Annotated in this window: 23 protein-coding genes; 16 read left to right on the forward strand and 7 right to left on the reverse strand. The window is 55.7% G+C overall.

Going from position 1 to position 23,021, the window contains the following annotated elements; genetic code table 11:
* The first annotated feature begins 18 nt into the window (after positions 1 to 18).
* Positions 19 to 2,634 carry a DEAD/DEAH box helicase gene (locus tag FH039_RS08120; protein ID WP_139680910.1) on the forward strand — a complete coding sequence of 872 codons (2,616 nt, stop codon included), beginning with the start codon at positions 19 to 21 and terminating at the stop codon, positions 2,632 to 2,634.
* A gap of 4 nt (positions 2,635 to 2,638) precedes the next feature.
* On the opposite strand, the gene FH039_RS08125 is transcribed toward FH039_RS08120, so the two are convergent.
* The gene (locus FH039_RS08125) at positions 2,639 to 3,445 is read right to left on the reverse strand and encodes a DUF63 family protein (protein ID WP_139680911.1); all 807 of its coding nucleotides are present in this window, start codon (positions 3,443 to 3,445) and stop codon (positions 2,639 to 2,641) included.
* A 101-nt stretch (positions 3,446 to 3,546) separates the two neighbouring features.
* On the opposite strand from FH039_RS08125, the gene FH039_RS08130 reads away from it, so the two are divergent.
* Positions 3,547 to 3,933, forward strand: a complete 387-nt coding sequence (locus FH039_RS08130) for a hypothetical protein (RefSeq protein WP_139680912.1) — start codon at positions 3,547 to 3,549, stop codon at positions 3,931 to 3,933.
* A gap of 51 nt (positions 3,934 to 3,984) precedes the next feature.
* A complete protein-coding gene (locus tag FH039_RS08135) occupies positions 3,985 to 4,620 on the forward strand; it encodes a hypothetical protein (RefSeq protein WP_240703195.1) in 636 nt (211 codons plus the stop codon).
* Here FH039_RS08135 and FH039_RS08140 read toward each other — a convergent pair.
* Genes FH039_RS08140 through FH039_RS08150 form a run of 3 tightly spaced genes read right to left on the reverse strand, consistent with a single transcriptional unit; the run spans position 4,617 to position 6,932 of the window.
* Positions 4,617 to 5,378 (reverse strand): energy-coupling factor transporter transmembrane component T family protein, encoded by a 762-nt coding sequence (locus FH039_RS08140; RefSeq protein ID WP_139680913.1) that lies wholly within the window; start codon positions 5,376 to 5,378, stop codon positions 4,617 to 4,619. The two genes, FH039_RS08135 and FH039_RS08140, sit on opposite strands and share 4 nt — an antisense overlap.
* Entirely contained in the window at positions 5,375 to 6,166 is a 792-nt protein-coding gene (locus FH039_RS08145) for an energy-coupling factor ABC transporter ATP-binding protein (RefSeq protein ID WP_139680914.1), read from the reverse strand. The genes FH039_RS08140 and FH039_RS08145 overlap by 4 nt, the downstream gene beginning before the upstream one ends.
* Positions 6,153 to 6,932: a biotin--[acetyl-CoA-carboxylase] ligase gene (locus tag FH039_RS08150; RefSeq protein WP_168188389.1), complete on the reverse strand. Its 780-nt coding sequence runs from the start codon at positions 6,930 to 6,932 to the stop codon at positions 6,153 to 6,155. Before FH039_RS08150 ends, FH039_RS08145 begins: the two co-directional genes overlap by 14 nt.
* 70 nt (positions 6,933 to 7,002) lie before the next feature.
* Between FH039_RS08150 and FH039_RS08155 the strand changes: the two genes are divergently transcribed.
* Positions 7,003 to 7,521: a biotin transporter BioY gene (locus tag FH039_RS08155; protein ID WP_139680915.1), complete on the forward strand. Its 519-nt coding sequence runs from the start codon at positions 7,003 to 7,005 to the stop codon at positions 7,519 to 7,521.
* Between the two features lie 7 nt (positions 7,522 to 7,528).
* Here FH039_RS08155 and FH039_RS08160 read toward each other — a convergent pair whose 3' ends face one another.
* Both FH039_RS08160 and mobA read right to left on the reverse strand, forming a co-directional pair.
* The gene (locus FH039_RS08160) at positions 7,529 to 8,260 is read right to left on the reverse strand and encodes a pyrolysin (protein ID WP_240703196.1); all 732 of its coding nucleotides are present in this window, start codon (positions 8,258 to 8,260) and stop codon (positions 7,529 to 7,531) included.
* A 406-nt stretch (positions 8,261 to 8,666) separates the two neighbouring features.
* Positions 8,667 to 9,263: a molybdenum cofactor guanylyltransferase gene (gene mobA / locus FH039_RS08165; protein ID WP_139680916.1), complete on the reverse strand. Its 597-nt coding sequence runs from the start codon at positions 9,261 to 9,263 to the stop codon at positions 8,667 to 8,669.
* Positions 9,264 to 9,377: 114 nt separating this feature from the next.
* On the opposite strand from mobA, the gene ppcA reads away from it, so the two are divergent.
* The 5 genes from ppcA (at position 9,378) to FH039_RS08190 (ending at position 13,391) form a co-directional block, all read left to right on the forward strand.
* Positions 9,378 to 10,802, forward strand: coding sequence for a phosphoenolpyruvate carboxylase (ppcA, locus tag FH039_RS08170; protein ID WP_139680917.1), 1,425 nt, complete (start codon positions 9,378 to 9,380; stop codon positions 10,800 to 10,802).
* A 5-nt stretch (positions 10,803 to 10,807) separates the two neighbouring features.
* On the forward strand, positions 10,808 to 11,128 hold the full coding sequence (locus FH039_RS08175) for a hypothetical protein (RefSeq protein ID WP_139680918.1): 321 nt from the start codon (positions 10,808 to 10,810) through the stop codon (positions 11,126 to 11,128).
* Positions 11,129 to 11,189: 61 nt separating this feature from the next.
* Positions 11,190 to 11,651, forward strand: coding sequence for a DUF1931 family protein (locus FH039_RS08180; RefSeq protein WP_139680919.1), 462 nt, complete (start codon positions 11,190 to 11,192; stop codon positions 11,649 to 11,651).
* Positions 11,652 to 11,739: 88 nt separating this feature from the next.
* On the forward strand, positions 11,740 to 12,543 hold the full coding sequence (locus FH039_RS08185; RefSeq protein ID WP_139680920.1) for a DUF4855 domain-containing protein: 804 nt from the start codon (positions 11,740 to 11,742) through the stop codon (positions 12,541 to 12,543).
* Positions 12,544 to 12,692: 149 nt separating this feature from the next.
* Positions 12,693 to 13,391: a hypothetical protein gene (locus tag FH039_RS08190; RefSeq protein ID WP_139680921.1), complete on the forward strand. Its 699-nt coding sequence runs from the start codon at positions 12,693 to 12,695 to the stop codon at positions 13,389 to 13,391.
* Positions 13,392 to 13,446: 55 nt separating this feature from the next.
* On the opposite strand, the gene FH039_RS08195 is transcribed toward FH039_RS08190, so the two are convergent.
* Positions 13,447 to 15,345 carry a dipeptidyl-peptidase 5 gene (locus FH039_RS08195; RefSeq protein ID WP_139681760.1) on the reverse strand — a complete coding sequence of 633 codons (1,899 nt, stop codon included), beginning with the start codon at positions 15,343 to 15,345 and terminating at the stop codon, positions 13,447 to 13,449.
* 118 nt (positions 15,346 to 15,463) lie between these two features.
* On the opposite strand from FH039_RS08195, the gene FH039_RS08200 reads away from it, so the two are divergent.
* From FH039_RS08200 to FH039_RS12170, 7 genes are all read left to right on the forward strand, one after another.
* The gene (locus FH039_RS08200; protein WP_139680922.1) at positions 15,464 to 16,609 is read left to right on the forward strand and encodes a hypothetical protein; all 1,146 of its coding nucleotides are present in this window, start codon (positions 15,464 to 15,466) and stop codon (positions 16,607 to 16,609) included.
* A gap of 238 nt (positions 16,610 to 16,847) precedes the next feature.
* Entirely contained in the window at positions 16,848 to 19,280 is a 2,433-nt protein-coding gene (locus FH039_RS08205; RefSeq protein ID WP_139680923.1) for a tRNA(Met) cytidine acetyltransferase TmcA, read from the forward strand.
* 146 nt (positions 19,281 to 19,426) lie between these two features.
* The gene (locus FH039_RS08210) at positions 19,427 to 19,939 is read left to right on the forward strand and encodes a TIGR00288 family NYN domain-containing protein (protein ID WP_139680924.1); all 513 of its coding nucleotides are present in this window, start codon (positions 19,427 to 19,429) and stop codon (positions 19,937 to 19,939) included.
* Positions 19,936 to 20,448, forward strand: coding sequence for a TIGR00288 family NYN domain-containing protein (locus FH039_RS08215; protein ID WP_139680925.1), 513 nt, complete (start codon positions 19,936 to 19,938; stop codon positions 20,446 to 20,448). Before FH039_RS08210 ends, FH039_RS08215 begins: the two co-directional genes overlap by 4 nt.
* Before the next feature lie 40 nt (positions 20,449 to 20,488).
* Positions 20,489 to 21,421 (forward strand): calcium/sodium antiporter, encoded by a 933-nt coding sequence (locus FH039_RS08220; protein WP_139681761.1) that lies wholly within the window; start codon positions 20,489 to 20,491, stop codon positions 21,419 to 21,421.
* Positions 21,422 to 21,529: 108 nt separating this feature from the next.
* On the forward strand, positions 21,530 to 22,669 hold the full coding sequence (locus tag FH039_RS08225) for a thiamine ABC transporter substrate-binding protein (RefSeq protein ID WP_139680926.1): 1,140 nt from the start codon (positions 21,530 to 21,532) through the stop codon (positions 22,667 to 22,669).
* 111 nt (positions 22,670 to 22,780) lie between these two features.
* Entirely contained in the window at positions 22,781 to 22,930 is a 150-nt protein-coding gene (locus FH039_RS12170) for a hypothetical protein (RefSeq protein ID WP_168188390.1), read from the forward strand.
* Positions 22,931 to 23,021 lie beyond the last annotated feature (91 nt).

Genomic DNA, 23,021 nt, shown 5'->3' on the forward strand with positions numbered 1-23,021 from the left:
CTTGGCGAGGGAGTGAGAATGCTCTTCGTCGTGAGACCCGGGAGGAAGAAGAACGAGCTTGAGGCGTTCTTTATCGAGAACGAACCCGAAAAACTCACCGCAATGAAGAACCTGAAGGCTAACAGAATTTACCGCTTCATAATGCGTGAGGGAAGGCTCTTCAAGGTTCTTGAGGGCAGTCAGTACCGCAACCCTAAGGAGATCGAGAAGCTCCTCCGGGGGGCGAGGATAGTCCTTGTGAACGCCGACGAGTGGGAGGACTACTTCAAGCGAAGGCTCCAGAACAAGATGGTTGAACGCGCCGAACTCTGCCGCCTCTGCCTCCTCGACGGCAGGATAACCGTCCTCACAGAGGGCAACCGCATTAGATACCAAGGCGAGTACATCTGCGAGCGCTGTGCGGAGGATGAGCTGAAGAGGGAGCTCCGCTTCAGGTTCAAGAGCGTTGCCATGTTTGACCAGGCAAAAAAGCTCCTCGACAGGTTTAGAGACCTCGACAAGGTTCTCTACGCCTTCGACCCCCGCTTCGATCCGACGAGGCATCCGGAGATAACCAGGTGGGACGAACTGAAGGCCAAACACGTGCGCGTTGAAAAAATCCACCTCGACGAGCTCCCGCTTCCCGAGGAGTTTAAATCCGTTCTCAAGGCGGAAGGCGTTAACGAGCTCCTCCCGGTTCAGAGTTTAGCTGTAAAGCACGGCCTCCTTGAGGGCGAGAGCCTCCTCGTAGTCTCTGCCACCGCCAGCGGCAAAACCCTCATCGGCGAGCTGGCGGGAGTTCCCAAGGCGATGAAAGGCAGGAAGATGCTCTTCCTCGTTCCCCTCGTCGCCCTGGCCAACCAGAAGTACGAGGACTTCAAGCGGAGGTATTCGAAACTCGGCCTTCGCGTGGCGATAAGGGTTGGAATGAGCAGGATTAAGACGAGGGACGAGCTTGTGGTCGTTGACACGGGCATCGATGCGGACATCATAGTGGGAACCTACGAGGGAATAGACTACCTCCTCAGGGCGGGGAGGAGGATAGGGAACGTCGGAACCATCGTGATAGACGAGATACACACCCTCGACGACGAGGAGCGCGGACCGAGGCTGGACGGTTTAATCGCTAGATTGAGGAAGCTCTACCCGAGCGCGCAGTTCATAGGTCTCAGCGCCACCGTCGGGAACTCCGACGAGCTGGCCAGGGAGCTCGGCCTGAAGCTGGTGCTCTACGATGAGAGGCCGGTGGACTTGGAGAGGCACATAATCATAGCGAGGAACGAGTCCGAGAAGTGGCGCCACATAGCGGTTCTGTGCCGTGCCGAAGCGATGAGGAAATCCCGGCAGGGCTACAAGGGGCAGACGATAGTCTTCACCTTCTCGCGCAAGAGGACGCACGAGCTTTCTGCCTACCTCACGAGCAAGGGTCTCAAGGCGAAACCCTACCACTCCGGCCTGCCTTACAGACAGAGGAAGCTCACCGAGATGGAGTTCCTGGCTCAAAGGCTCGACGTTGTGGTCACCACAGCGGCCCTTGGAGCCGGGGTTGACTTTCCAGCCTCCCAGGTAATCTTCGAGAGCCTCGCCATGGGCAACAAGTGGCTGACCGTCAGGGAGTTCCACCAGATGCTTGGAAGAGCAGGAAGGCCCCTCTACCACGAGAAGGGCAGGGTCTACCTCATAGTTGAGCCGGGACGGAAGTATTCTGCCCAAATGGAAAGCTCGGAGGACGAGGTTGCATTCAGGCTTTTGACCGCTCCAATCGAGCCCGTGATGGTGGAATGGAGCGACGAGCTGGAGCAGGACAACGTTTTGGCTCATTCCTGCGTCTTCAACCGGCTCGACGTCATCGAGGAGGTTCAGAGCAAATGCCTCGGTGCCAACCAGAGCGCGGAAAAGGTCCTCGAAAAGCTTGAGGAGTACGATTTCGTCCGGCTTAAAGGCTCCTTGGTCGAGGTTACACCCTACGGAAGGGCCGTGAGCATGAGCTTCCTCCTCCCAAAGGAGGCGTCCTTCATTAGGAACAACCTTGGAAAGAAGCCGGCCCGGTGGATAGCCGTCAAGCTACTGCCCTTCGAGAACCTCTACCTGAGCGGGACGCTCCAGAGGGAGCTTGAGGGCGCAGTGAGGGGGAGGCTGAGCGCCAACGTCTTCTCGCCGAGCTTTTCGTCTATCCTTGAGGAGCTCGACAAGGTCATCCCCGAACTCAGTCCAAACGCCGCTGAGAGGCTCTTCACGCTCTACCAGGAGTTCTTCATGTGCGGTGAAGACGACTGCACCGACTATGCCATGGAACGCGTCAGCGACATGATAATCGAGCTGAGGAGGAACGGAAGGCACCCGACCCAAATAGCGGAGCACTTCAGGAAGGTCTACGGGCTGATAGTCTATCCGGGCGACGTCTTCACGTGGCTCGACGGAATAGTCAGAAAGCTTGAGGCGGTGGAGAGGATAGCCAGGGTTTTCAGAGTGAGGAGCACTGAGAACGAGGCAAAGCTTCTCAGGAGGGAGATTGAGGAGGGCAGAACGATACGCAGGGACCGCGGGGAGGAGAGAAGCCACCAGGGGTTTGCGGGTAGGAGAGACAATGGAAAACCGGAGAAGAGCGGTCACACTCGGAGAAGACCGGGTGGAAGAGGGAAGAGGGGCGGCTGAAGGCTCAGCCCCCTATCTGGAGTACCAGCTGGGCCGGATCCCTTATGGCCGGCCCCAGGCCGAGAACGTAGACCATGAGGTACCACAGGCGCCTCTCCTCCTCATCAGGAACCAGTTTCTGGAGGCCGTAGTAGACCACAACGAGAATGAAGGTTATCCAGGGGTAGTAGAAGTAAGCCCCGAAGTGCTGGACCAGAATGTTCTCCAGCCAGTGTACCTCGCGGTAGCCGTAGAAGTGTATGGCAACGACCGTTGAGCCCATGTCGTAGAGGTGCGCTAAAACCGCGTAGAGGTAGAGCCTGTCGAAGGGCCTGTACTTGTATATCAGTAGCGCCGGAATCCACGAGACGAGCGTGTGCAGGAGCGTCAGCTCGTAGGGCTCCCAGCTCTTCGCGTGAGTTACGAGGAGGTAGTTGGCCCAGAGGGCCAGGATAATGCCCCAGCCGAAGGTCAGCTTGGGGTAGGTCTTCAGCTTCGCGTCCAGGACTATGGCGGGGAGCATTATGAAGAACGTCGTGAAGAAAATTCCCGGAGTGAGTATCAGGGGGTTCTGTGGAAGTATGCCCCCATCGACGAGGGCCCTCACCGTGGAGCCGAAGACGACCATCAGGGTGACCGCGATGAAGAGCGTCCTGTCGATTTTAATCTTGAGGGGTTTCAGTATATACCTATATGTATATATGGCTCCGAAGCCGAGCATAAACGCATACACGAGCGTGTTGATTGGGTTGTAGCCGCTTCTCGTGAACATCGGCTCCCAGAAGTATTTGTAGATGAAGCCCCAGAGCTCGTTCCACAATGATTCCAGCATCTTTCTCCCCCTGCCTGAGTCGCCCTTCTCCTTTAAAGGCCTTTTGGACGAGAACGGGAACTTTAATAAATCGTGCTCTAACAATGGTTGGGGGTGAGAAAATGGTGCATGGACCTGCGATGGTCTTTGGAATCGGCGCCGCGATGATACTGGGCTTTCTGCTGGCGCTGTTCATAGCGGCCCTGTTCCTGTGGATGGCTGCGAAGCTCATCGGCATCAAAAACGCCTCTATAGGGAAGGCGATGATCGCGATACTCGGTGGTGGAATACTGGCCGCCATCGTTGGCTCTCTGGTCGGAGCGGTTTTGGGACCCCTTGGCCCCATAGCGGCGTTCCTCACGAACCTGTGGGTCATCAAGGCGGTTTTTGACACCGGCTGGCTCAGGGCCTTCCTCGCGTGGATACTCTCGGCCGTGATAGCCGGCATCGTAATGGGAATCCTTGCGTTCTTGGGGATATTCACGATCGGCGCCCTCGCGGCGCTCTGAGTTTCTCTTTTTGGGTAAGGTATAAATATCCCCAGCGCGCTAAGCTATGTGATGCCTATGTTTTTCAAACCGGCCGAGCTCCAATCCAGGGAGGTGAAGCCCTTCGAGGGGTTCCCCTTCGGTCTCAGCGAGGGGAGCCTAGCGGGGGTAATCTCAACCGACGAGCTGGCCGAGACGGCTTTTCTATACCACCTCGTAGCGAACGCTCTTAAGGATGGCCCCGTTTACCATATAGGCCCAGGGGCATCGTTTTCGGTCAAGGTTCTGAAGCGCCTCGCGGAGGACGTTTCCAACCTCTACGCCGGCAACGTCTACTCGGTTGAGGAACTCCTCCAGGCTCTCAACGTCGTTGATGATGGCTCCCTAGTGGTGGTTTCTTCGTTCCCTGTGCTCCTCAACCGCTCCGCCGAGAGCGTGGTTGAGGTCAGGAAGCTGGTTGACAGAAAGGGGCTCATCCTGGTTCTGGGACACAGTACCATAGAGCTCAACGAGCTCGACCTTCCCGGCGAGTTTAGGCGCCTCTACGACCTGCCGGAGATATTCGAGGCGCTGGCCGTTCTGAGAACCAGCTCCTACCGCGGTCACTACAGGCTCAACATGACCGTCCTGAAAGCGCCCCCCGACTACGTCTCCGCAGTTGGGGACCACTCGATACCCATAGACTCCCTGATAAAACCCCTTCTCTAGCCGTATATGCTCACGTGGCCGAGTCCCAGGCCGTAGCGGACGTAGAGCGCCAGTCCGAAGAGGATTAATATGATCGCGGTGGCCGCGTAGTCCCTGCCCTTCATCTCGATATCGTAGAGGAACGTTCTCTTTTTGCCCGCCCCGAGCGCCCTGCTCTCGAGTGCTATGCTCAGCTCGTGGGCGGTTTTGAGGGAGGCAACGAGCAGGGGGATGAGAACTGCCGTCATCTTCTTTGCCCTCACCAGGAAATTCCCCTTCTCGACTTCCCAGCCGCGGCTCCTCTGGGCATCGGTTATGTTTCTGGACAGCACGTAGAGTGTCGGAATGTAGCGGAGGGCTATCGAGATCGTCAGACCAAACTCGTAGGGCATGCCCAGCCTCACGAAACCAAGTATTAGGTCGTGCTGGGTCGTCGTCATCAGCAGGAGGAACGTTATCAGCGCAAACGTGAGCAGCCTCATGGCGAAAGAAACACCGAAGAGCAGCCCCCTGAGCCTCGGCTCGTAGATGATGGGCCACACCACGAGGGTTATGATGACTATCGGCAGGAGGGGTTTGAGGAGCTTTATCTGCTCCCGTATCTCTACCCCGCCGAGAAGCCTTCCGACGAGCAGGAAAGCGAAGAACAGGGGTATCAGGATTTTGGGGTCGTTGTACAGCATAATCGCCGCTATCCCGGCGATGGTTCCGATTATCTTGACCCTGGGGTCGAGGGAGTGCAGGAGTGAGTCCTTCTCAGTGTAGAATGGGTAGATCATCTCGCATCACCCGCCAGGGCATCGACCAGCTCACGAACACTTCTCACGAAGCCCACTCCCGCGCCCTCGCTTATCCTGAGAAGTTCGGGCTTCTCAAGTCCGAAATCATGAAGCTCAAGCGAGAAGAACTCCTCCACGGGGCCATCGAAGACCTTTCTGCCGTCGTGCAGCAGGAGGACCCTCTCGGCCAGCTCCAGAACCAGGTCCATATCGTGTGTTATGAGCAGTATCCCGTGCCCCTCGGAGCGGAGCTTCCTCACGGCATCGATGACACTTGAGGAACTCCTCGCGTCCAGCCCGGTCGTTGGTTCGTCCAGGATGAGGTACTTCGGCCTCATCGCCAGAACGCAGGCTATCGCCAGCCTCTGCTTCTCGCCGCCGCTCATTGAGTACGGTGTCCTCTCCCAGTACCCCTCCAGATTGACCGCCCTCAGCGCCCACCGAACCCTCTCTTCAACCTCCTCTTCACCCAGTCCGAGGTTCCGCGGCCCGAAGGCAACCTCGCGGAACACGTTCTCCTCGAAGAACATGTGCTCGGGGTTCTGAAAGACGTAGCCCACCTTTGTGCTCAGCTCGGCGACGGTGTGTTCGCGCGTGTCCATGCCATCAACCGTCACCCTTCCCCGGGTGGGCTTCAGGAGGCCGTTGAGGTGCTTCGCAAGGGTGGTTTTTCCGCTCCCGTTGGGGCCAACTAACGCGACTATTTCCTCCCCCATCTCGAAGCTTACTCCCTTCAGAGCTTCCCTGCCATTCTCATAGACGTGCCAGACGTCTTCAGCCCTCAGCATCGCTTCCCACTTCCGTCCCGGGATTTAAAAAAGTTCCCAGCGAACTCATGAGTTCACCGAACAGAACCCTCGAAACCTCCAGGAGGGACGGTGCGTTCCCGAGTATCTCCGCAACCGAAACTGCGCCCGCCGGCACGGGGTTGGAGACGTTGAGGCCCACTCCAATGACGGCGTACCTCACCCTGTCCAGCTCACCCGCGGCCTCCACCAGCACGCCGGCCGTTTTTCTCCCCTCCACATAGACCCCGCATTCCCGCCGCTCCGCTTCGATTCCATAGCGGGACAGTGTCCGAACAATCGCGTCGAGCGTCGGGGGCACCAGTTCGGACACATCCGCCAGCCTCATCTCCGGCCTGAGAATAACTGAGAAGTACAGTCCTCCCCTCCTGGATGCCCAGCGGCTCCCCCTGCGTCCCCTGCCCGATGTCTGCTCCCGGGCTATGACGAACGTCCATTCGGGCTCCCCCTCCTCCGCGAGCTTCCCTGCAACGTCCATGGTCGAAGGCGTTCTCAGGACGTAGTAGCTCCTCACGTTCAGCTCCCACGGGTACGGCTCTCCTGGCTCGGAGAGGAGCATATAGCCCTTCCTGGAGGAATCTATGGTATAGCCAAGGGCGGTCAGCTCTTTCACATGCTTCCATACGGCGACCCGGGACACCTCCAGCTCCGCAGCCATGGTGTCGCCGGATACCCTCTCACCCCTCCGGAGCATGCCAAGGATGCCCCTCTTAACACGGCTGTCCCTGATGAGTCCCCTCACGGCCATCGATTTTCGTTAACTAAAATATTTTAAAGATTAACGTCTGCCTGCGGGTAACGGGAAGGAGGGTGGCAGGATGGACAGTAGGAACGTGGCGTTTGCGGCGCTCTTTGCCGCCCTTACGGCGGTGGGTGCTCAAATAAGCATCCCTATAGGCCCGGTTCCGATAACGCTTCAGGTTCTGTTCGTTCTCCTCGGGGGACTCGTCCTCGGCGCCAGGCTCGGCTTTTTAAGCCAGCTCGTTTACGTGGCCATGGGTACGGTGGGGATCCCCGTGTTTGCGGGCCTTCAGGGCGGCTTCGCCATCCTCTACGGGCCAACCGGGGGTTACATAGCTGCGTTTCCAATAGCGGCTTTTATAGCAGGATACCTAACGGAAAAAACGGAGAAAAAAGCGGGCATGCTCGCGGGCTCCCTGGGCGGCATCGCGGTCATCTATCTCCTGGGCTGGCTCAGGCTCGCTTTCTTCATGAACGGGGACTTCGAGAATGCTTTCAGGCTTGGGGTGCTGCCCTTCATGCCGTTTGATGTCCTAAAGGCTGCCGTGGCCGTGAGTGTAGCACAGATGGTCAGAAAAATTGTGGAAACGGTGTGATGGCTGATCAGGGCTCCGCCATCGCATCTTTCAGGGTTTTTACTGCCTGCTTCTGATGAAGCGCCGCTTCCCGCATATCAGGCAATATCTGGAGTTTCCTCAGGTTCCCAAGAACCGGTCCGTATCTACTTGCATTGGTGTAGTACTCCGCCGCGGTTGAATTGTAGCCCTGCGCCATCATGAGTGTCTCGTTGTCCAGCCCACCCTCAACGGCCTCGAGATAGAGTGCGTTGTATTTTTCAAGAAGGGCCGTGTAGCGGCGGTAGTAATAGAAGTTGAGCATCATAAAGCTCACTCTCCGGGAGCTTACGACGGGTGCCGGGGTTGAATAACCGAGGTTCAGGGTCACCATTTCCTTATAGAAAGCGACCCAGTCGGATCCCATTCTTGCAACGCTGTACTCAATGGTCAGACCCGTTACTAAGACCTTACCGCTCCCAAGGGGGTACAATACTGTGCTCGGCTTGGTGTTGTCGGGGGCCCCAGTGGGAGCCTGTACGGTTATTATCTCCGCATTAGCGGGCAGGCCGACGAAGTAGCCGTGGCTTGCGTAGCTGCTGGTGAGGGTTGTACCGTTGGCAAGTACATAATCGTGGCTTGAATAGCTCCTCCTTATCTCCACCCCACCGGGAAGCGGTGTGGTCCACAATCCGCCGCCCCATCCCCAGTTGGCAGCGTGTATCTCAAGGACATTTCCGGCCCGTACATATTCCTCAAGTTTGTCCATCTGAGACCCCATCTCATCGTAAAACTGCTGTCCCTGGTCACTGACAATGACGATCATATCGTATGCGCTTATAAGATCCTGGGATGTCCTGCTTTGAAGTTCAGTACTCGTCATAACGTCGTATGGTACCCCCATATCCGTGAGGGTGTCCTCGACAGCGGGCGTACCCCACGCATCAGAATTTTTCAAAATCAGTACGTTGTAATCCGTCAGCGGTTTGGCCGAGGCGGATGGCGGGCCAGCCATGGCCATTAAACTAAACAACACAAGCAGCGATAACGCTGCGCTTAAAATTTTTTTCATAATAATCTCTCCCTTGGTCCGAACCGAGCAGAAGAACTTTAAGGACTTCTACCCTTAATCTATTGTATGCTTTGCACTATTTAAGTCTTTTTACACAATTTTGGAAGATTTACAATCAAATTTGTTTCAGTTCTCTAAGGGTCTCCGCCGCGAACCTGACGTCGAATGAGTTCCTCACCCTGAAAAAGCTCAGCGTCACCTTTGGGTTCCTCTTCGCCAGTTCCTCAATGGACAGAGGCTCGTAGTCGAGGAACTCCGTTATTCGGCTCAAACTCCTGTAACCCTCGGCCAGGGCCGCGTTTATCGCGTCTTCCAGGGCGTCGGGCTCGTAAACCGCGTGCGTAACCTCGGCCGTCCCATCCTTCCAGAGGGGTATCAGCGCCTCCGGCTCGTTCTCGTAGAAGAGCCCTGTCATGTAGTTCACGAGAAAGGGCATTATCAGGGGCATGTTGCCCTCGGCCAAGAAGAACGGCTCCCCGGGGAGGGCTTTCAGGAGGGCCTCCATTTTGCTCTTCGCGGAAACGGGAAGGGGGTTCGAGACGTGTAGGGAATAGGTTTTGAGTTTGTCCCTCCTGACCACCGTGATGACCTCGTCTATCCTCTTGCTCGTGAGGAGCCTCATCTCCGTTAGTCTAACGACGGGATCGTCCGCAACGGGGAGGGTGTAGTTCTCCCACCGCTTCTCCGGAAACGCCAAGATGTACGCCCTCATGGGCCGAAGTAGGGCGGGTCGTTTAAAAACCTTTTTCCAGCTTTCTGTCATTTGTGCGAATTTCTCTCCAAAAATCTTAAATCCTGCCGGTTCTTTGCCACTTTGGTGGGATAAATGATACCAAGAACTATGAGCACTCAGCATCCTGACAACGTATTTATTCCCTTTTTCACGGGCAGTCCGACGATGGGCGGTGAGGACGAAGTTACTGAGGCTTTCTACGCCTTCAGTGTGCTGGGGATAGACGAGCAGATGTGGGACTTCGAGGGCAAGGAGGTTGACGAGTTCGTCGTCAAGAAGTTATTTGAACGCTATGGCTATTTCTTCAAGCGCAAAAAGCTCGGGAAGGAACTCAGACTGACACCGCGCGTTCCCAACCCCAGCGTCGAAAAGGCTGAGGCAAAACTCCTCCTCGAGACCTTAGAAGCCATACCCCGCTCGGCGGACTACGCGAGGCTGTTCTACGGCGAGGAGCTTCCGCCGATATTCGAGGTCATCCTCCCGATGACGACATCTTCCCAGGAACTGAACAGGGTTTACGAGCTCTACAGGCACTACATAGCCGGAAAGCAGTACAAGCGGGTTCACGACATCAAGCTCCATGAGTGGATAGGGGAGTTCTATCCCTCAGAGATAGGCGTCATTCCCCTCTTCGAGAGCAGAGAGGCCATATTGGGCGCGGCGGACATCGTGAGGGAGTACCTCCAAGGGAAAGAGGTCGAAGGTCAGCGCGTTTTCCTTGCCAGGAGCGACCCTGCGATGAACTACGGCCTCATAAGCGCGGTGCTCTACGACAAGCTGGCGCTCTTCGAACTTCAGGGGCTTGAGGAAGAGCTGGGGATTCCAATCTACCCGATAATAGGCGTCGGCGGCGCGCCGTTCAGGGGGCACTTCACGCCGGAGAACGTCGAGGGGGTTCTGGCAGAATATCCAAACGTCCAGACCTTCACAATTCAGAGCTCGTTCAAATACGACAGGACGCCGAAGGACGTCATAAAGGCCGTTGAGCGGATCGGGGAATCCAAAAGAGGAAAAGCTCAACCCGTTCCGGCAGAGGCGTTTGAAATCCTTAAGAAGTACGAGGCCAGATACTCGGAGGAGCTCAGGGCACTCGCCCCCTTCATCAGGGAGGTCGCGAAGTTCGTCCCGTCGAGGAGGCGGAGGAAGCTCCACATTGGCCTCTTCGGCTACTCGCGCGAGGTGAACGGCTCGGCGTTACCAAGGGCGATAAAGTTCACGGCCTCTCTCTACTCCCTCGGAATCCCGCCGGAGCTCCTCGGCCTGAGTGCACTGAGCGAGAGGGAGCTCGAATTCCTCGGCGACTATTACTTGGGCCTTTATCGGGACATCGAGTTCGCCTTCCGTTACTTCAACCCGGAGGCCGCCGAGAGGTTCCCGTTCCTTAAACCCCTCGCGGAAATGGCTGGGGACTACGAACTGGACGAGAGGCACCTCGAACTGACGACAAGGGTTTTAAGGGGCGAAATCGAGGAAACCCTGATAGTAGAGGCGGCCGGGATAAGAGGCTTCTTAGGGTGATTGGCATGTTGATGGAAATGGTCCTGGGCTTCCTCTTCACCGTGGCCTGGGCACTCTCCTACACCCTCGTCATCAGGCAGAGGAGCGCGGCAAGGGCACTGCTTGGTGTAACCCTGCTCTTCGGGGCAATGCTTCTCTTCAACCGCTACCGGTTCAATGGGAGCCTCTCGGGCTGGTTCATCGGCATCTCTGCCGGCTTCTTCGCTGGCCTCTGGCTCGTCCAGCACTACGGTCCAGAAGAACCGACAGAGGAATCCGCCGTGGCGGTATTCCTCATGGGGCCGGTCGTGATGGTTCTCCTCATGGTTCTTGTGCTCCTTCTCTGAGCGAAATTTTTATATACCTAAGGTTACTAAAAACTCTCCAGAAAACCGAGGGGTGGTAGCCATGGCCGAGATGATAATTCCCTATCCGCAGCTCCAGAAAATCCTCGAGAGAACCTGCGAGTTAGCGGTCATCAAGCCGAGGGCAGAGGAGATGATGGAGATAGTGGAGAAGAAGCTGAGCGACCTCTTTGAGGTGGCCTACGAGAACGCCAAGGCCGAGCGCTCGAGCACGATAAAGATGCGCCACATACCGATTACCAAGGGCTTCAGGAACAGCCTCAACCTCTTCAGGGCCGTCATCGAGGACGAGAAGGTTCAGATTGAGCCCATCAGGAAGTACGTCCTCAAGAAGATACCCGGCGACATCCCGCTTGAGGAGGATGTCGTCAACGAGCTCCCCATCATCGCGGGAACCCTCTTCGTGCTCGTCGGAAGGGTCATCAAGGCCCTCCACCCGGAGATCAAGAACGTTTATCCGGAGCACATCGAGGAAGCTGGGAAGGTTCTGGACTATACGCTTTGATTTCCCTTGTTGTGATATTTTCTTTTAAATACTGTTCACAACGAAAAGTTTATATATTATTAAGCAAGTAATTATTAATGGTGATGCTATGACTCGATTGGCATTGTTCTATTATGCTGGAAAGAAAATTACACCTAAAGAACAAATTGCAGAGTTTATAAAATATTTCGATGGAGTTGTGCTATTGTCCACCGACGAAGGAAAATATTCGGATTTTTCTACGCTCTTGGGTGACATGAAAAAGTTCGTAGCAGAATCCGGTTTGAGGTTTGAAATATGGGTGGAAATTCCATATTATGATGCTACTAAAACACCCAGAACTCTAGAGGATATGAAGGATTGGATAATTAAAGTTGAATCCTCTACTGTGGCTAGGAGGGTAACAGGATACTACTTCAGTCTAGAGGGAGCAGGGGCTGTGTCTAGTGATTCTACCAAAATAAAAAACGTTGTGAGTTACATTAGAGACACTTACAAAAAACCTGTACTGTGGATACCCATAGAAAGATGGGAGAACCGTGATCCGTTGTATTTAACAAGAAAATGTGTACAAAAAGTAGGATTTACTCATGTAGCTCCGCAACCTCATTACTACATGGTCACCGACACTAAAGGTGATTACTACAGACCAAATGGTATGAATTATCAAGATTTAAACGAGTTCATGTGGTTCTGCCATGAAAATGGATTTGGTGTCGAGATGGAATGGGACTCAGCAGTTAGAGGGTATTGCGAGCACTGTGGGTACGGATGTAATGCTACAAAGTGTACGGAGCGAGCAAGAGATTATTTAGTGTCACTTCGTGACATTGAGAAAAGGTTCGGGAAGTTCCCATATGTAGTTTACTATTTTAGCACAGACCTCAACGACTATCTAAAAGTGGTGAGGTAATGAAAAGAATCAATGTATTTAGAAGTGTCATTCTCCTCCTGGTTACTTTTGAATTATTTACATTAGGCCTAGGAAATGCAATAAGTGTATCTTGGAACGGAACAACCTGGGCCCTCCTGAGCGAAGAAAACGGGAACTATTACCTAACGATGGTTTCAACTAACGGACATCTCTCAAAGGTTCCGCTCCACCTCAACGGGACTCCCTGCGGTTTAGCGTGGAACGGACGCGAGTGGCTTGTGGAGACGTTTATCCCCGACAGCGTGGTGGTTCAAACCCCAAACGGCTCCGTTCTCTTCAGATTCCACAGCTACGACTGCAGGGGCTTCGCGTACTTCAACAGAACTTACTACGTCCCAATCTCGGAATCAGCAATGATGGGAGACTGCTCTCTTCTCTTGGTTTCCCCGAACGGAAGCGTCGAGAGAAGGATTCCCTGCGGTTTCATTAACGGCGTGAGGGTAAAGATCGTCGGGAAAAAGCTCTACCTTATGAACTGCACAGGAATCTACGTTTACTCCAACGGGGCTTTTAAGAGGGCTCTACAACTTGACAACTGGGCGGAAGATTTTGATGTCCTTAACGACAAAATCCTTCTGTGTTCCAACGGTCTCATCGAGCACTCCAAGAACGGCACGAGGGAGATAACAGATTCCTGCGACGCAATCAGTTGCAACGGGTGGGAATGCCTAATCGCGTCAAATGGGGCGCTCTACATCTACGACGGAAACCTGAGTACTCTCGAGATAGAGGAGAACACACGAAACATCAACCCCAAAACCGTCGCAGTGGGGGTATTTCTCGTTTTCCTAACAATCTGGCTCCTGATGAGGAGAAAATCAGCCTGAGAGCTTCAACTCTCTGAACTTTCCCTTTATCCACCCAAAGTAAAGAAAGGGAAAATCACCCCTTCAACCACCTCTTAAACCACCCGGCAATCAGCTCCAAGCGTTTGACCCTGTGCTTCGGCTTTCCGCCCCTGCTGAGGTCGTGGTTCTCGCCGGGGAAGAGCGCCAGCTCAACGGTCTTGCCGAGGTATTTGAGCGCCGTGTAGAACTGGAGAGCCTCCGGAAGCCAGCAGCGGTAGTCCTCCATGCTGTGGATTATCAGCAGAGGCGTTTCAACGTTCGGCGCGTACTTCAGCGGGCTCTTCTCCCAGTAGCCTTCAGTGTTGCTCCAGGGGTCGCCGCCTATCTGGTCCGGGGCGAAGAAATAGCCGATATCCGTCGTCCCGAAGAAGCTCACCCAGTTGGAGATCGACCTCTGGGTTACCGCCGCTTTGAAGCGCTTCGTGTGTCCGACTATCCAGTTGGTCATGAAGCCGCCGTAGGAACCGCCGGTAACTCCTATCCTCTCCCCGTCAATGAAGTCGAAGCGCTTCAGCGCCTCGTCAACGACCTCCATCAGGTCCTGGTAATCTCTCTCCCCGTAGTGCTCCCTTATGTCTGCGAAGTCCTCGCCGTAGCCGTCGCTACCGCGCGGGTTGGAGAATATCACGACGAAGCCTTTGGCAGTAAGAACGTGGAACTCATGCATGAAGGAGTAGCCGTAGGCAGTCTTTGGCCCCCCGTGAATCTCCAAAACAGCGGGATACTTCTTCCCAGGCTCGAAATCAACGGGCTTCATTATCCATGAGTCTATCTCAACGCCGTCGCTCGCCTTGACCTTGAATTGCTCCGGCTTCGAGAGGGGGTAGTCTTTAATCCAGCCGTTGAAGTCGGTAAGCTTTTTCTCCTTTCCGTCCTTCAGCATGTAGAGCTCCGTCGGAGTGACCGCGTCCTGGGCGGTGAAGGCTATGTGGTCGCCTATCGCGAAACTCTCGACGCTCCTGTCGCCACCGATGACACGCTCGATTTTGCCTTTAAGGTTTACCCTAAAGAGGTTCGCCCTCGGGCCGTCCGTTGCCACGTAATAAACCCAGCCGTCTTTGAAAACCAGCTCGGCCCTTTGAGAGCCACGGACGTCGCAGTTTAGGGAGTTGTATGCAGCCCTGTCGAGTTCCGCGGTGAGCTTCCTCATCTCGCCCGTCTCTGGGCTGTAGTGGTAGATGTGGGTGTTCGTCGGAATCCCGCGCTCGCGGGTGTTGGCCTTGAGGATGAAGGTTCCATCGTCGAGGGGTATGAAGTCCTGAACGCTCCACTCCCCAGGGGTCAGGCGCTTCGCCTTCCTGCCCTCAAGGACGTGGAGGTCGCTTACCATCGGCTTCCTCTCGCGGTCTTCTTGAGCTATGAAGTAAAGCTTTCCTTCATAGAACCTAATCTGCGAGACGTCGAGGTTCTTCGGCGTTATGCGCCTCTTCCTGCCGGTCTCAAGGTCAACGAGATAGACCACGCTCCTCTTCCCGTAGACCCAGCCGACGCCGTTGAACCAGAAAGGAATTTCCTTGATGACGTGGACGTCGTCCTTCGGCTTCTTCTCAACGTCTATTGGCGTAACGACCGCTATGCTCTTCCCGTCCTCTGTGAAGCGGAGGTTCTTGATTCCGTACTTGAACTTGGTCAGAAGCCTCGCCTCGCCGCCGTCGGTTGGAATAACGTACAGCTCGGCCTCCTTGCTCTCCTTATCGCGCTTTGAGGTGAAGGCTATCAGCTTCCCGTCCGGAGAGAAGCGCGGGTTTCCGTCCTTCTTTCCGGAGGTGAAGGGCTTAACCTTTCTGCCGTCGTAGAGGTAGATCCTTGAGAAGTAGTCGTCCTTTTCAACGCTTATCTCCGTTACCTGGAAAACGAGCTTTCTCCTGAAGGCGTCGATGTTCCCGACGAGCTTGAACTTTTCGAGGTCTTTCTCGCTCAGGCCTTTCGCCATAGAAACCACCGAACTAATTCGGTTCTTTTCGTATAAAAGCTTAGCGTTTCGATAGCCGTCTCCGCGGCGTGTTTGCAACTGCGAAAGGTATTTAAAGACATTAACTTTGGTTGTTTTGATGAAACTCTTTACGAGAAAATACCTCGCGGTGCTCGTAATAGTCGGCGTGACCCTCCTGGCCGTCGTCCAGTGGTGGAGCTATCGTCAGGTCGGCGAGGTTCTGGAGGACTGCCCCGCTACATCCGTCGTTGCCCGCTACCGGGCGAACGTCAGCCCGCTTCTGCCCTCGATGTACGTTCGTTCCATTAGGGATTCCATAGTGGGATACTCCTACGAACCCTCTGATGGCACGTACGTTCTCCTCGTTAGGGGAAGGGCTGGGAAGCCCGACGAATACTACCGGTTGGAGCTTCAGTCTCTCGAGACTTCCTACTTGGATTACCTAAACCTCACGGCAGAGTACATCGAACTCTGGTCTGAAACGGGGAACGAATCAGTCCTCATCCAAGCCGCGAGCCTGCTCAGGAGAACCCTTGGGGTCAGGGCCGAGCTGGAGAATTTTAAACGTGGGGAGAACGTGACGGCGGTTTTAATGGAGCCTCCCTACCCGTACAGACTTTTCTACAGGGGGAATCCACTTCCGGGGGAGATTGTGCTTTCCCTGCTTCTCATCGCGGGTACGATTCTTCTACTTTCTAGGCTTGACGTCCTGATTGAGGTGCTCTCGGATTCCAGGAACCTGGCGCTCATTCTTGCCGTTATCGTCGGGGTTTCCCTTGTCTCCTACGGCCTCCTCCAGGAACACGACCCACTCCTCGGTGTCAGGTCAAAATGGGTGGATAGGTTGAATTTCTGCGGCGAGAGGGATTATTACGTCCGTCGCAATGCCGCGGTAGACTCCATTCTGCTCGACGCCATCGGCTCCACGGAGTACGTCCGTGTCGAGAGGTGGAACGGGAGGGTTCTCTCGATAACGCTGGCACTTCTCCTGGAGAGGGCGGAAGGGCTACTCGACAATTTGTCCGAAGAAACCACTGTGCTCTACGTCTATTCTCTTCCTTCGTGGCCCGAAAGGCTGGAAATCGATGACGCCTTGGTATCGCTGGTCCGGGAAGACCTGCTCGGGGCAGGGGAACTGGACGAGGGTGCCGTTGATGCCGTGATGTCCGCTTCCCTCGAGGGGCTGGAGAGGTCATGGAAAGAGTTCAGGTTCTGTGAAAACATAACGATCATGACGTTTGAATTCGGGAGGGGCGGGTGGTGAAGTATGCGTCTGAGGTGCCCGAAGGAGACTGAGACTCTTAGAAAGGAACCGCTCGAAAGGGGCTAACATCAATGAGGGTGACTACAGGAAGCCTGGGAGGAAATAGCAGGGAGGGGCGAGCGGATTCTTTAGATGAACTTCCCGACCCGGTGCGCCATAGGGGTCCACTTCCGCAATCAAGACGGTTGAGCTATCTTTTTAAATCCCCCTTCTCCCCTTTATCCGGGAGGTGGCGGCCGTGACCGTCAAGGTCCGCTTTGATAAGGAAGTGAGAGAATACGCCAAAGGCGAGAAGGTTAAGGACGATGTTCTCAGGCTCACCGAGACTGCCCTGGCGCAGGCGCTTGAGAAGTTCCACAGAAGGATGATTCTGATAGAGGGCGATACGCCGCGAAAGGCGGAGCTGGCCGGAATTCTGGCCGGGGCTTCAGCGCGCGTTTTGGGCGATGCCCTGGAGGAACTAAAGAAAAAGCGCCTCCGCGATGAGAGTGAGGATGGGATACAGGTCCTCTACGCGACGGACGCCCTGGGAGAGGACACCTTCGGGCGGAAGCGCTACGAAGCATTCAGAAAGCACTTTGACGTCTTAGCAGGCTCAAACGCCGATGTGAAGGCCGTGACCTTCAAGCATACCCGCGACATACTCGGAAGGACGTACGACCTGCTCGTCCTGGACATGAGCTACGACTACTCCCCCAACGACCTCGGGAGGATAATCGAGACCGTCCGCGGAGGGGGGCTCATCTTCATCCTGGCCCATCCCTTTGAGAAGTGGAAGAAGATGTGGACGGGCTTCCACAAGAGCCTCGTCACGCCGCCCTACACGATAGACGACGTGAAGAAGCGCTTCAACAGGCGCATCATCCGTAAGTTCACCGAATACGACGGGATATACATCATCACCGAGAACGGCAAGCTCAAGAAGAAGCCGAAGCGGAACAAGACCCAGGCAAAGATTAAGGGCCGCAGGGGCGTTGAGATTCCAGGCGAGACGGTTTTCCCGCGCGAGCTGTACGAGATGGCGCTCACCGAGGGCCAGGTCGAGGTTCTGAGGGCCTTCGAGGGGCTGGTCGAGGAGGAGGGCATGCTCGTCCTCACGGCGGACAGGGGTCGTGGAAAGAGCGTCTCCGTCGGGATAGCTGCGATAGGACTTGCCCTCGCCCTTAACAAGCGCACCCGCATCGTTGTAACCGCCCCCGAGCCGGAGAACGTCCAGGCCCTCTTCCGCTTCGCAAAGCGCGCCCTCGAGAGACTGGGCTTTAAGCCTCACGTCGTGGAGGAGAAGGGCCTAATAAAGGAGCTCTACGCGAGGAAGATTGGACTGCGCTATTACCCGCCGGCCGAGGGATACCGCAAGAGCGCCGACCTCTACATCCTGGACGAGGCCGCTGGAATCCACGTTCCCATACTCCGCAGGTACCTCGACAAGCCCCGCGTCGTTTACTCCTCCACGATTCACGGCTACGAGGGAGCCGGAAGGGGATTCTCGGTCAAGTTCCTGAAGAAGGCCCGTGAGAAGCGCAGGTTCAGTGAGCTTCACATGGACGAGCCGATACGCTATGCGGAAGGTGACCCCATCGAGAAGTGGCTCTTCGACGTCCTCCTGCTCGATGCGGAGCCGGTTGAGCTCACGGAGGAAGATTACAGGCTGATAAAGAACGGCGAGGTGTACTTTGAGGAGCCCGACCTCGATGACTGGTTTGAAAAGGACCGGGAAGACCTCAGGAACTTCGTCGGTATCTACATCCTCGCCCACTACCGCAACAGGCCGAGCGATGTGGCCCTGCTCGCCGATGCGCCGCACCATGAAGCGAGGGTTCTCCGCCTCAAGAACGGCAAGATAGTGACGGCGATTCAGATAGCCAGGGAAGGTAACATCCCCAAAAAGGTCGTCGAGAAGATGGTCAAGGGCTACAAGCCGCGCGGCAACATAATCCCCGACATGATGGTCAAGCACCACATGCTCAAGGAGTTCGCCAAGCTGAAGGGCTACCGCATCGTCCGCATAGCCACGCATCCAGACGCGATGGACATGGGGCTGGGCAGCAAAGCCCTTGAGCTCCTTGAAAAGGAAGCGCGTGAGAAGGGCCTCGACTGGATTGGCTCCGGATTCGGTGCAAGTGAAGAGCTTGCCCGCTTCTGGGTCAGGAACGGCTTCGCGGTGGTGCACCTCAGCCCGGCGAGGAACCCTGTCAGCGGTGAGTTCACCGCGATAGTCCTCAAGCCGATAAGCGAAAGGGCGAAGAGGCTCATTCGCCAGGCCAGCGATGAGTTTAGAATCAGGCTCACGGAGTGGCTGGGCGACACCCACAGGGAGCTTGAGCCCGAGATAGCGCGCTGGCTTTTCGAAACCCCCTTCGGTGAGGCCGTGGATTATCAGATACACCTCACTGACGTCCAGAAGAAGAGACTGGACGCCTTCACGGGCAAGGTTCTCACCTACGACACCGTGCTCGACGCGGTCAAGCCGATAGTGAAGCTCTACTTCCTGGACGGCTGGATGAAGCCCTACCTAGACGAGAGGCAGATAAAGCTCCTGATCTACCGCGTGCTCCAGGCCCACAGCTGGGAGGAGACCGCGAAGCTCATAGACAGAACCGAAACCTTCACCATGATAGAGGTGCGCGACATCATCAGGGGCCTCTGGTACTACTACAAGCGGCTCCTTTAAGTCCCTCTTTTTTGTGCGGCTTGTATCCCCGCACTCGATAACGACATACGATTTCCGGGAATCAACCTTTTTATAGGATTGTCCCGTAGGTAGGGTGTATCACTCTGATCGCGTGATTGATTGGACAATTTCAACGGTGACTCCCTATGGCGGGCAGCAACTGGGAGCGGATAATATCGATGACGAAGGATGGGATGAAGAGCATCGGAATGATGCGGCGAAAGATGAGCCGGGGAAAGAGGATAGCCCTTCTCATTGATGGCCCGAACATTCTTCGCAAGGAGTTCGGGATAAAGCTCGAGGACATAGTCGAGGCCCTTGAGGGACTCGGCGACCTGCGCGTTGCCAAGGTTGTTCTCAACCAGTACGCCCCGCAGGGACTCATCGAAGCCGTCTCGAACCAGGGGTTCGACACCATGGTCGTCTCCGGTGAGACCGGGGTGAAGCTCGCGGTGGAGGCGATGCGCGAGATATACAACCCGAACATCGATGCCATAGCCATAGCAACCCGAAATGCGGAGTTCCTCCCGGTCATCCTCAAGGCCAAGGAGAAGGGCAAGGAGACGATAGTGCTCGGCATAGAGCCGGGCTTTTCCGCGGCCCTCAAGCACGCGGCGGACTACACGATAATCCTGAACCCAAAGGGTGATGAGGAATGAAGGAGACCCTCTTCAAGGTGCTCCGCAGGGGCGAAAAGGAGGTCGAGGCCGAGCCCCCCAAGCACGTGAGGGGCAAGAGCATTGGCCTGATAATCGACGGTCCGAATATTCTCCGCAAGGAGTTCGGGATAAAGCTCGAGGACATAGTGGAAGCGCTTGAGAGGATAGGCAAGATACGCGTTGCCAAGGTTGTTCTCAACCAGTACGCCCCCCAGGGACTCATCGAAGCCGTCGTCAATCAGGGACTCGAGCCGATAATCGTCGCCGGTGACACGGACGTCAGGATAGCGATAGAGGCGATGGAGCTCATCTACAACTCGGACGTCGAGGTCATCGCCCTGGCCACCCGCGATGCGGACTTTCTCCCCCTCATCAACGAGGCCAAACGTAAAGGCAAAGAGACCATAGCCATAGGCGTTGAACCCGGCTTTTCAGTAGCCCTTCAGAACGCGGCCGACTACGTGATAAGGATGGAGGGGAAGGGCACCGAGGGACACGGGTTCAAATAAACTTTTAAGCACTCTTTCCAGTCCTGTTCTGGTGAGAGAGTTGATAGTTGAAATAATCCTCTTCGCCGTGGGTCTGGTCCTTCTCATCAAGGGTAGCGATTACTTCGTGGAGGCGGCCTCCCGCGTCGCCAAGGGGTTCGGCGTCAGCGAGTTCATAATAGCACTCGTCCTCGCGAGCATCGCCACCACACTGCCGGAGGTAACGGTCTCTGCCATATCATCATACCAGGGAAACCCCGACATCGCCCTGGGAAACGCCATAGGGAGCGCCCTCGCCAACATAGCCCTCATCCTCGGGGTCTCGGCCCTGATAATGCCCCTCAGCGTTGAGAGAACCGCCTGGAAAAACGCCCTCTTCATGGTGGCCGTCACCGCCTACGCGGGCCTGCTCATGCACGACGGGACCATAAGCCGGCTCGACGGTGCCAGCCTCATACTCATCTACTTCGGCTTCCTCTACTACCTCTACCGGAAGCATATGACGCTCGAGGAACTCCCCGAGGGCGGAACCCGCGACCCCCGCAGGGATGCCCTGATAATGCTCGGAAGCGGTCTGGTCGTGGTCATCGGCGCCAAACTGGTCGTGGACAGCGCCGTAACGATAGCCAGGGCATACGGTGTTCCGGAAATCGTAATCGGTCTGACGATGGTGTCCATAGGAACCTCCCTGCCGGAGCTCACGAACTCCCTCATGGCCACCCTCAAGAGGCTGCCCAACATAAGCGTCGGCAACATAATCGGCGCCAACATACTCGACGTGCTCATGGTCATAGGAATAGCGTCCCTGATAAACCCCATAAAGGTGGATGTGACGGTTTACACCTTCACCCTGCCGCTGACCCTCCTCGTTATGGGGCTCCTAACCGCCGTCCTGAGGCTCACGGGGAGGATAGACAGGGTTACCGCGGGTGTTTTTCTGGCTGTGTACGCCTACTTCCTGTACGCCTACACCACCGGGGCCGTAAGCCTTTGATCCCTTTCTCAACTTTTTCCGACTTCCCGAAACTGGGAAGCAAAGATTTATTAATCCGGTTATTACCCCATTATTGGGAATCAAAACCGAGTATTTGGAGGTGTTGTCATGAGGAAGCTTGGTGCGTTCCTCGCCGTGCTGCTGCTCCTGGGGCTCCTGGTTCCAAAACCGGTCGCGGCTGAAGAAACGCTGACGGTTTACTCCTACGACAGTATCGAGTGGTGGATGAAGGAGATAGTGCCGATATTCGAGCAGAAGTACGGGGTCAAGGTGAACCTCGTCCTCATCGGTGACGCTGGCGAGGTTCTAAACCGGCTCATCCTTGAGAAGGACAATCCCCAGGCCGACGTCGTTGTGGGCATAGACAACAGCTACCTGGCGAAGGCCATAGACGCGGGTGTGCTGGAGCCGTACAAGCCGGCCAACGCCGACGTAATTCCGGACTGGATCGTTGAGAAGTTCGACCCAACCTACCACCTCACGCCCTACGACTACGGCTTCATAGCCATCAACTACCGCAAGGACATGGTCCAGAACCCGCCGACCAGCCTTGAAGACCTCACCAAGCCGGAGTGGAAGGGCAAGCTGATAATCGAAGACCCGCGCACGAGCTCGCCGGGAATGGCATTCCTCCTCTGGACGATAGCGGTCTACGGCGACGACTGGCTCTACTACTGGGAGAAACTGAAGGAGAACGACGTTCAGATAGTCAAGGGCTGGAGCGAGGCGTGGGGTGCGTTCAGCGAGGGTGAGTACCCGCTCGTCCTCAGCTACGCCACCTCCCCCGCCGCCACTGTTTACTACGACAACAACACCAACGTCGGAGCCGTCGCCTTCAGGGAGGGCAACTACCTCCAGATAGAGGGTGCCGGAATCGTCAAGGGGGCCAGGAACAGGGAACTGGCGGAGAAGTTCATCGAGTTCCTCATCAGTGCCGAGGCTCAGGAGAAGCTCCCCCTCAACCAGTGGATGTACCCCGTTAACGGGGACGTTGAGCTCCCTGAGGTCTTCCAGTACGCGGTTAAGGTGGATAAGCCCGTCGCAATAGACTCCAGGGAGATAGAGACCAACTACGAGACCTGGCTCACGCAGTGGACCCAGCTCATGGTCGAGGGCAAGAGCCCGGATGAGATACTCGGGAAGACGACCACCGAAACCGGCGGAGAAAACGACAACACCGGCATATGCGGACCGGCCCTGATGGTTGGCCTCGCCGTGCTCCCGCTCCTCCTCAGGAGGAGGCGGTGAGGTTTCTTCCTTTTCTCATTTAGTGTTTTGTATCTACAGTTCAGAATGCCAGGTCACAGCCTACAAAAACCTTTATTATAAATCCTTCCGCAAGAGACTATCGGTGGGAGAATGGCCAAATTTGACGGTTATGAACTCATACTGGAGACTCCGGAAGAGCTCCAGAATTTCGTAAAGGCACTCGAAAAAGCCAAGGAGCGAAATCCCAGAGAGGTAGAAGATACAGTCAAGAGAGCCTTGGCTATTGTGGGTATTGTCTGAATTCTTCAAGCCTTATACTTCCGGTTAAGGCTCTTCTAACAGCCTCGGCCTCAGTGACTTTTCTCTTTTTCAAGCCTCGCCGTTCACGGCG

The organism is Thermococcus indicus (assembly GCF_006274605.1).
Classification (GTDB): Archaea; Methanobacteriota_B; Thermococci; order Thermococcales; family Thermococcaceae; genus Thermococcus; species Thermococcus indicus.

Bases quoted from the DNA above. Each gene is read 5' to 3' on its own strand.
- FH039_RS08120 (WP_139680910.1), top strand. From the start codon at position 19: ATGCTCTTCGTCGTGAGACCCGGGAGGAAGAAGAACGAGCTTGAGGCG.
- FH039_RS08125 (WP_139680911.1), bottom strand. From the start codon at position 3,445: ATGCTGGAATCATTGTGGAACGAGCTCTGGGGCTTCATCTACAAATAC.
- FH039_RS08130 (WP_139680912.1), top strand. From the start codon at position 3,547: ATGGTGCATGGACCTGCGATGGTCTTTGGAATCGGCGCCGCGATGATA.
- FH039_RS08135 (WP_240703195.1), top strand. From the start codon at position 3,985: ATGCCTATGTTTTTCAAACCGGCCGAGCTCCAATCCAGGGAGGTGAAG.
- FH039_RS08140 (WP_139680913.1), bottom strand. From the start codon at position 5,378: ATGATCTACCCATTCTACACTGAGAAGGACTCACTCCTGCACTCCCTC.
- FH039_RS08145 (WP_139680914.1), bottom strand. From the start codon at position 6,166: ATGCTGAGGGCTGAAGACGTCTGGCACGTCTATGAGAATGGCAGGGAA.
- FH039_RS08150 (WP_168188389.1), bottom strand. From the start codon at position 6,932: ATGGCCGTGAGGGGACTCATCAGGGACAGCCGTGTTAAGAGGGGCATC.
- FH039_RS08155 (WP_139680915.1), top strand. From the start codon at position 7,003: ATGGACAGTAGGAACGTGGCGTTTGCGGCGCTCTTTGCCGCCCTTACG.
- FH039_RS08160 (WP_240703196.1), bottom strand. From the start codon at position 8,260: ATGGGGTCTCAGATGGACAAACTTGAGGAATATGTACGGGCCGGAAAT.
- mobA (WP_139680916.1), bottom strand. From the start codon at position 9,263: ATGAGGGCGTACATCTTGGCGTTTCCGGAGAAGCGGTGGGAGAACTAC.
- ppcA (WP_139680917.1), top strand. From the start codon at position 9,378: ATGATACCAAGAACTATGAGCACTCAGCATCCTGACAACGTATTTATT.
- FH039_RS08175 (WP_139680918.1), top strand. From the start codon at position 10,808: ATGTTGATGGAAATGGTCCTGGGCTTCCTCTTCACCGTGGCCTGGGCA.
- FH039_RS08180 (WP_139680919.1), top strand. From the start codon at position 11,190: ATGGCCGAGATGATAATTCCCTATCCGCAGCTCCAGAAAATCCTCGAG.
- FH039_RS08185 (WP_139680920.1), top strand. From the start codon at position 11,740: ATGACTCGATTGGCATTGTTCTATTATGCTGGAAAGAAAATTACACCT.
- FH039_RS08190 (WP_139680921.1), top strand. From the start codon at position 12,693: ATGGTTTCAACTAACGGACATCTCTCAAAGGTTCCGCTCCACCTCAAC.
- FH039_RS08195 (WP_139681760.1), bottom strand. From the start codon at position 15,345: ATGGCGAAAGGCCTGAGCGAGAAAGACCTCGAAAAGTTCAAGCTCGTC.
- FH039_RS08200 (WP_139680922.1), top strand. From the start codon at position 15,464: ATGAAACTCTTTACGAGAAAATACCTCGCGGTGCTCGTAATAGTCGGC.
- FH039_RS08210 (WP_139680924.1), top strand. From the start codon at position 19,427: ATGGCGGGCAGCAACTGGGAGCGGATAATATCGATGACGAAGGATGGG.
- FH039_RS08215 (WP_139680925.1), top strand. From the start codon at position 19,936: ATGAAGGAGACCCTCTTCAAGGTGCTCCGCAGGGGCGAAAAGGAGGTC.
- FH039_RS08225 (WP_139680926.1), top strand. From the start codon at position 21,530: ATGAGGAAGCTTGGTGCGTTCCTCGCCGTGCTGCTGCTCCTGGGGCTC.
- FH039_RS12170 (WP_168188390.1), top strand. From the start codon at position 22,781: ATGGCCAAATTTGACGGTTATGAACTCATACTGGAGACTCCGGAAGAG.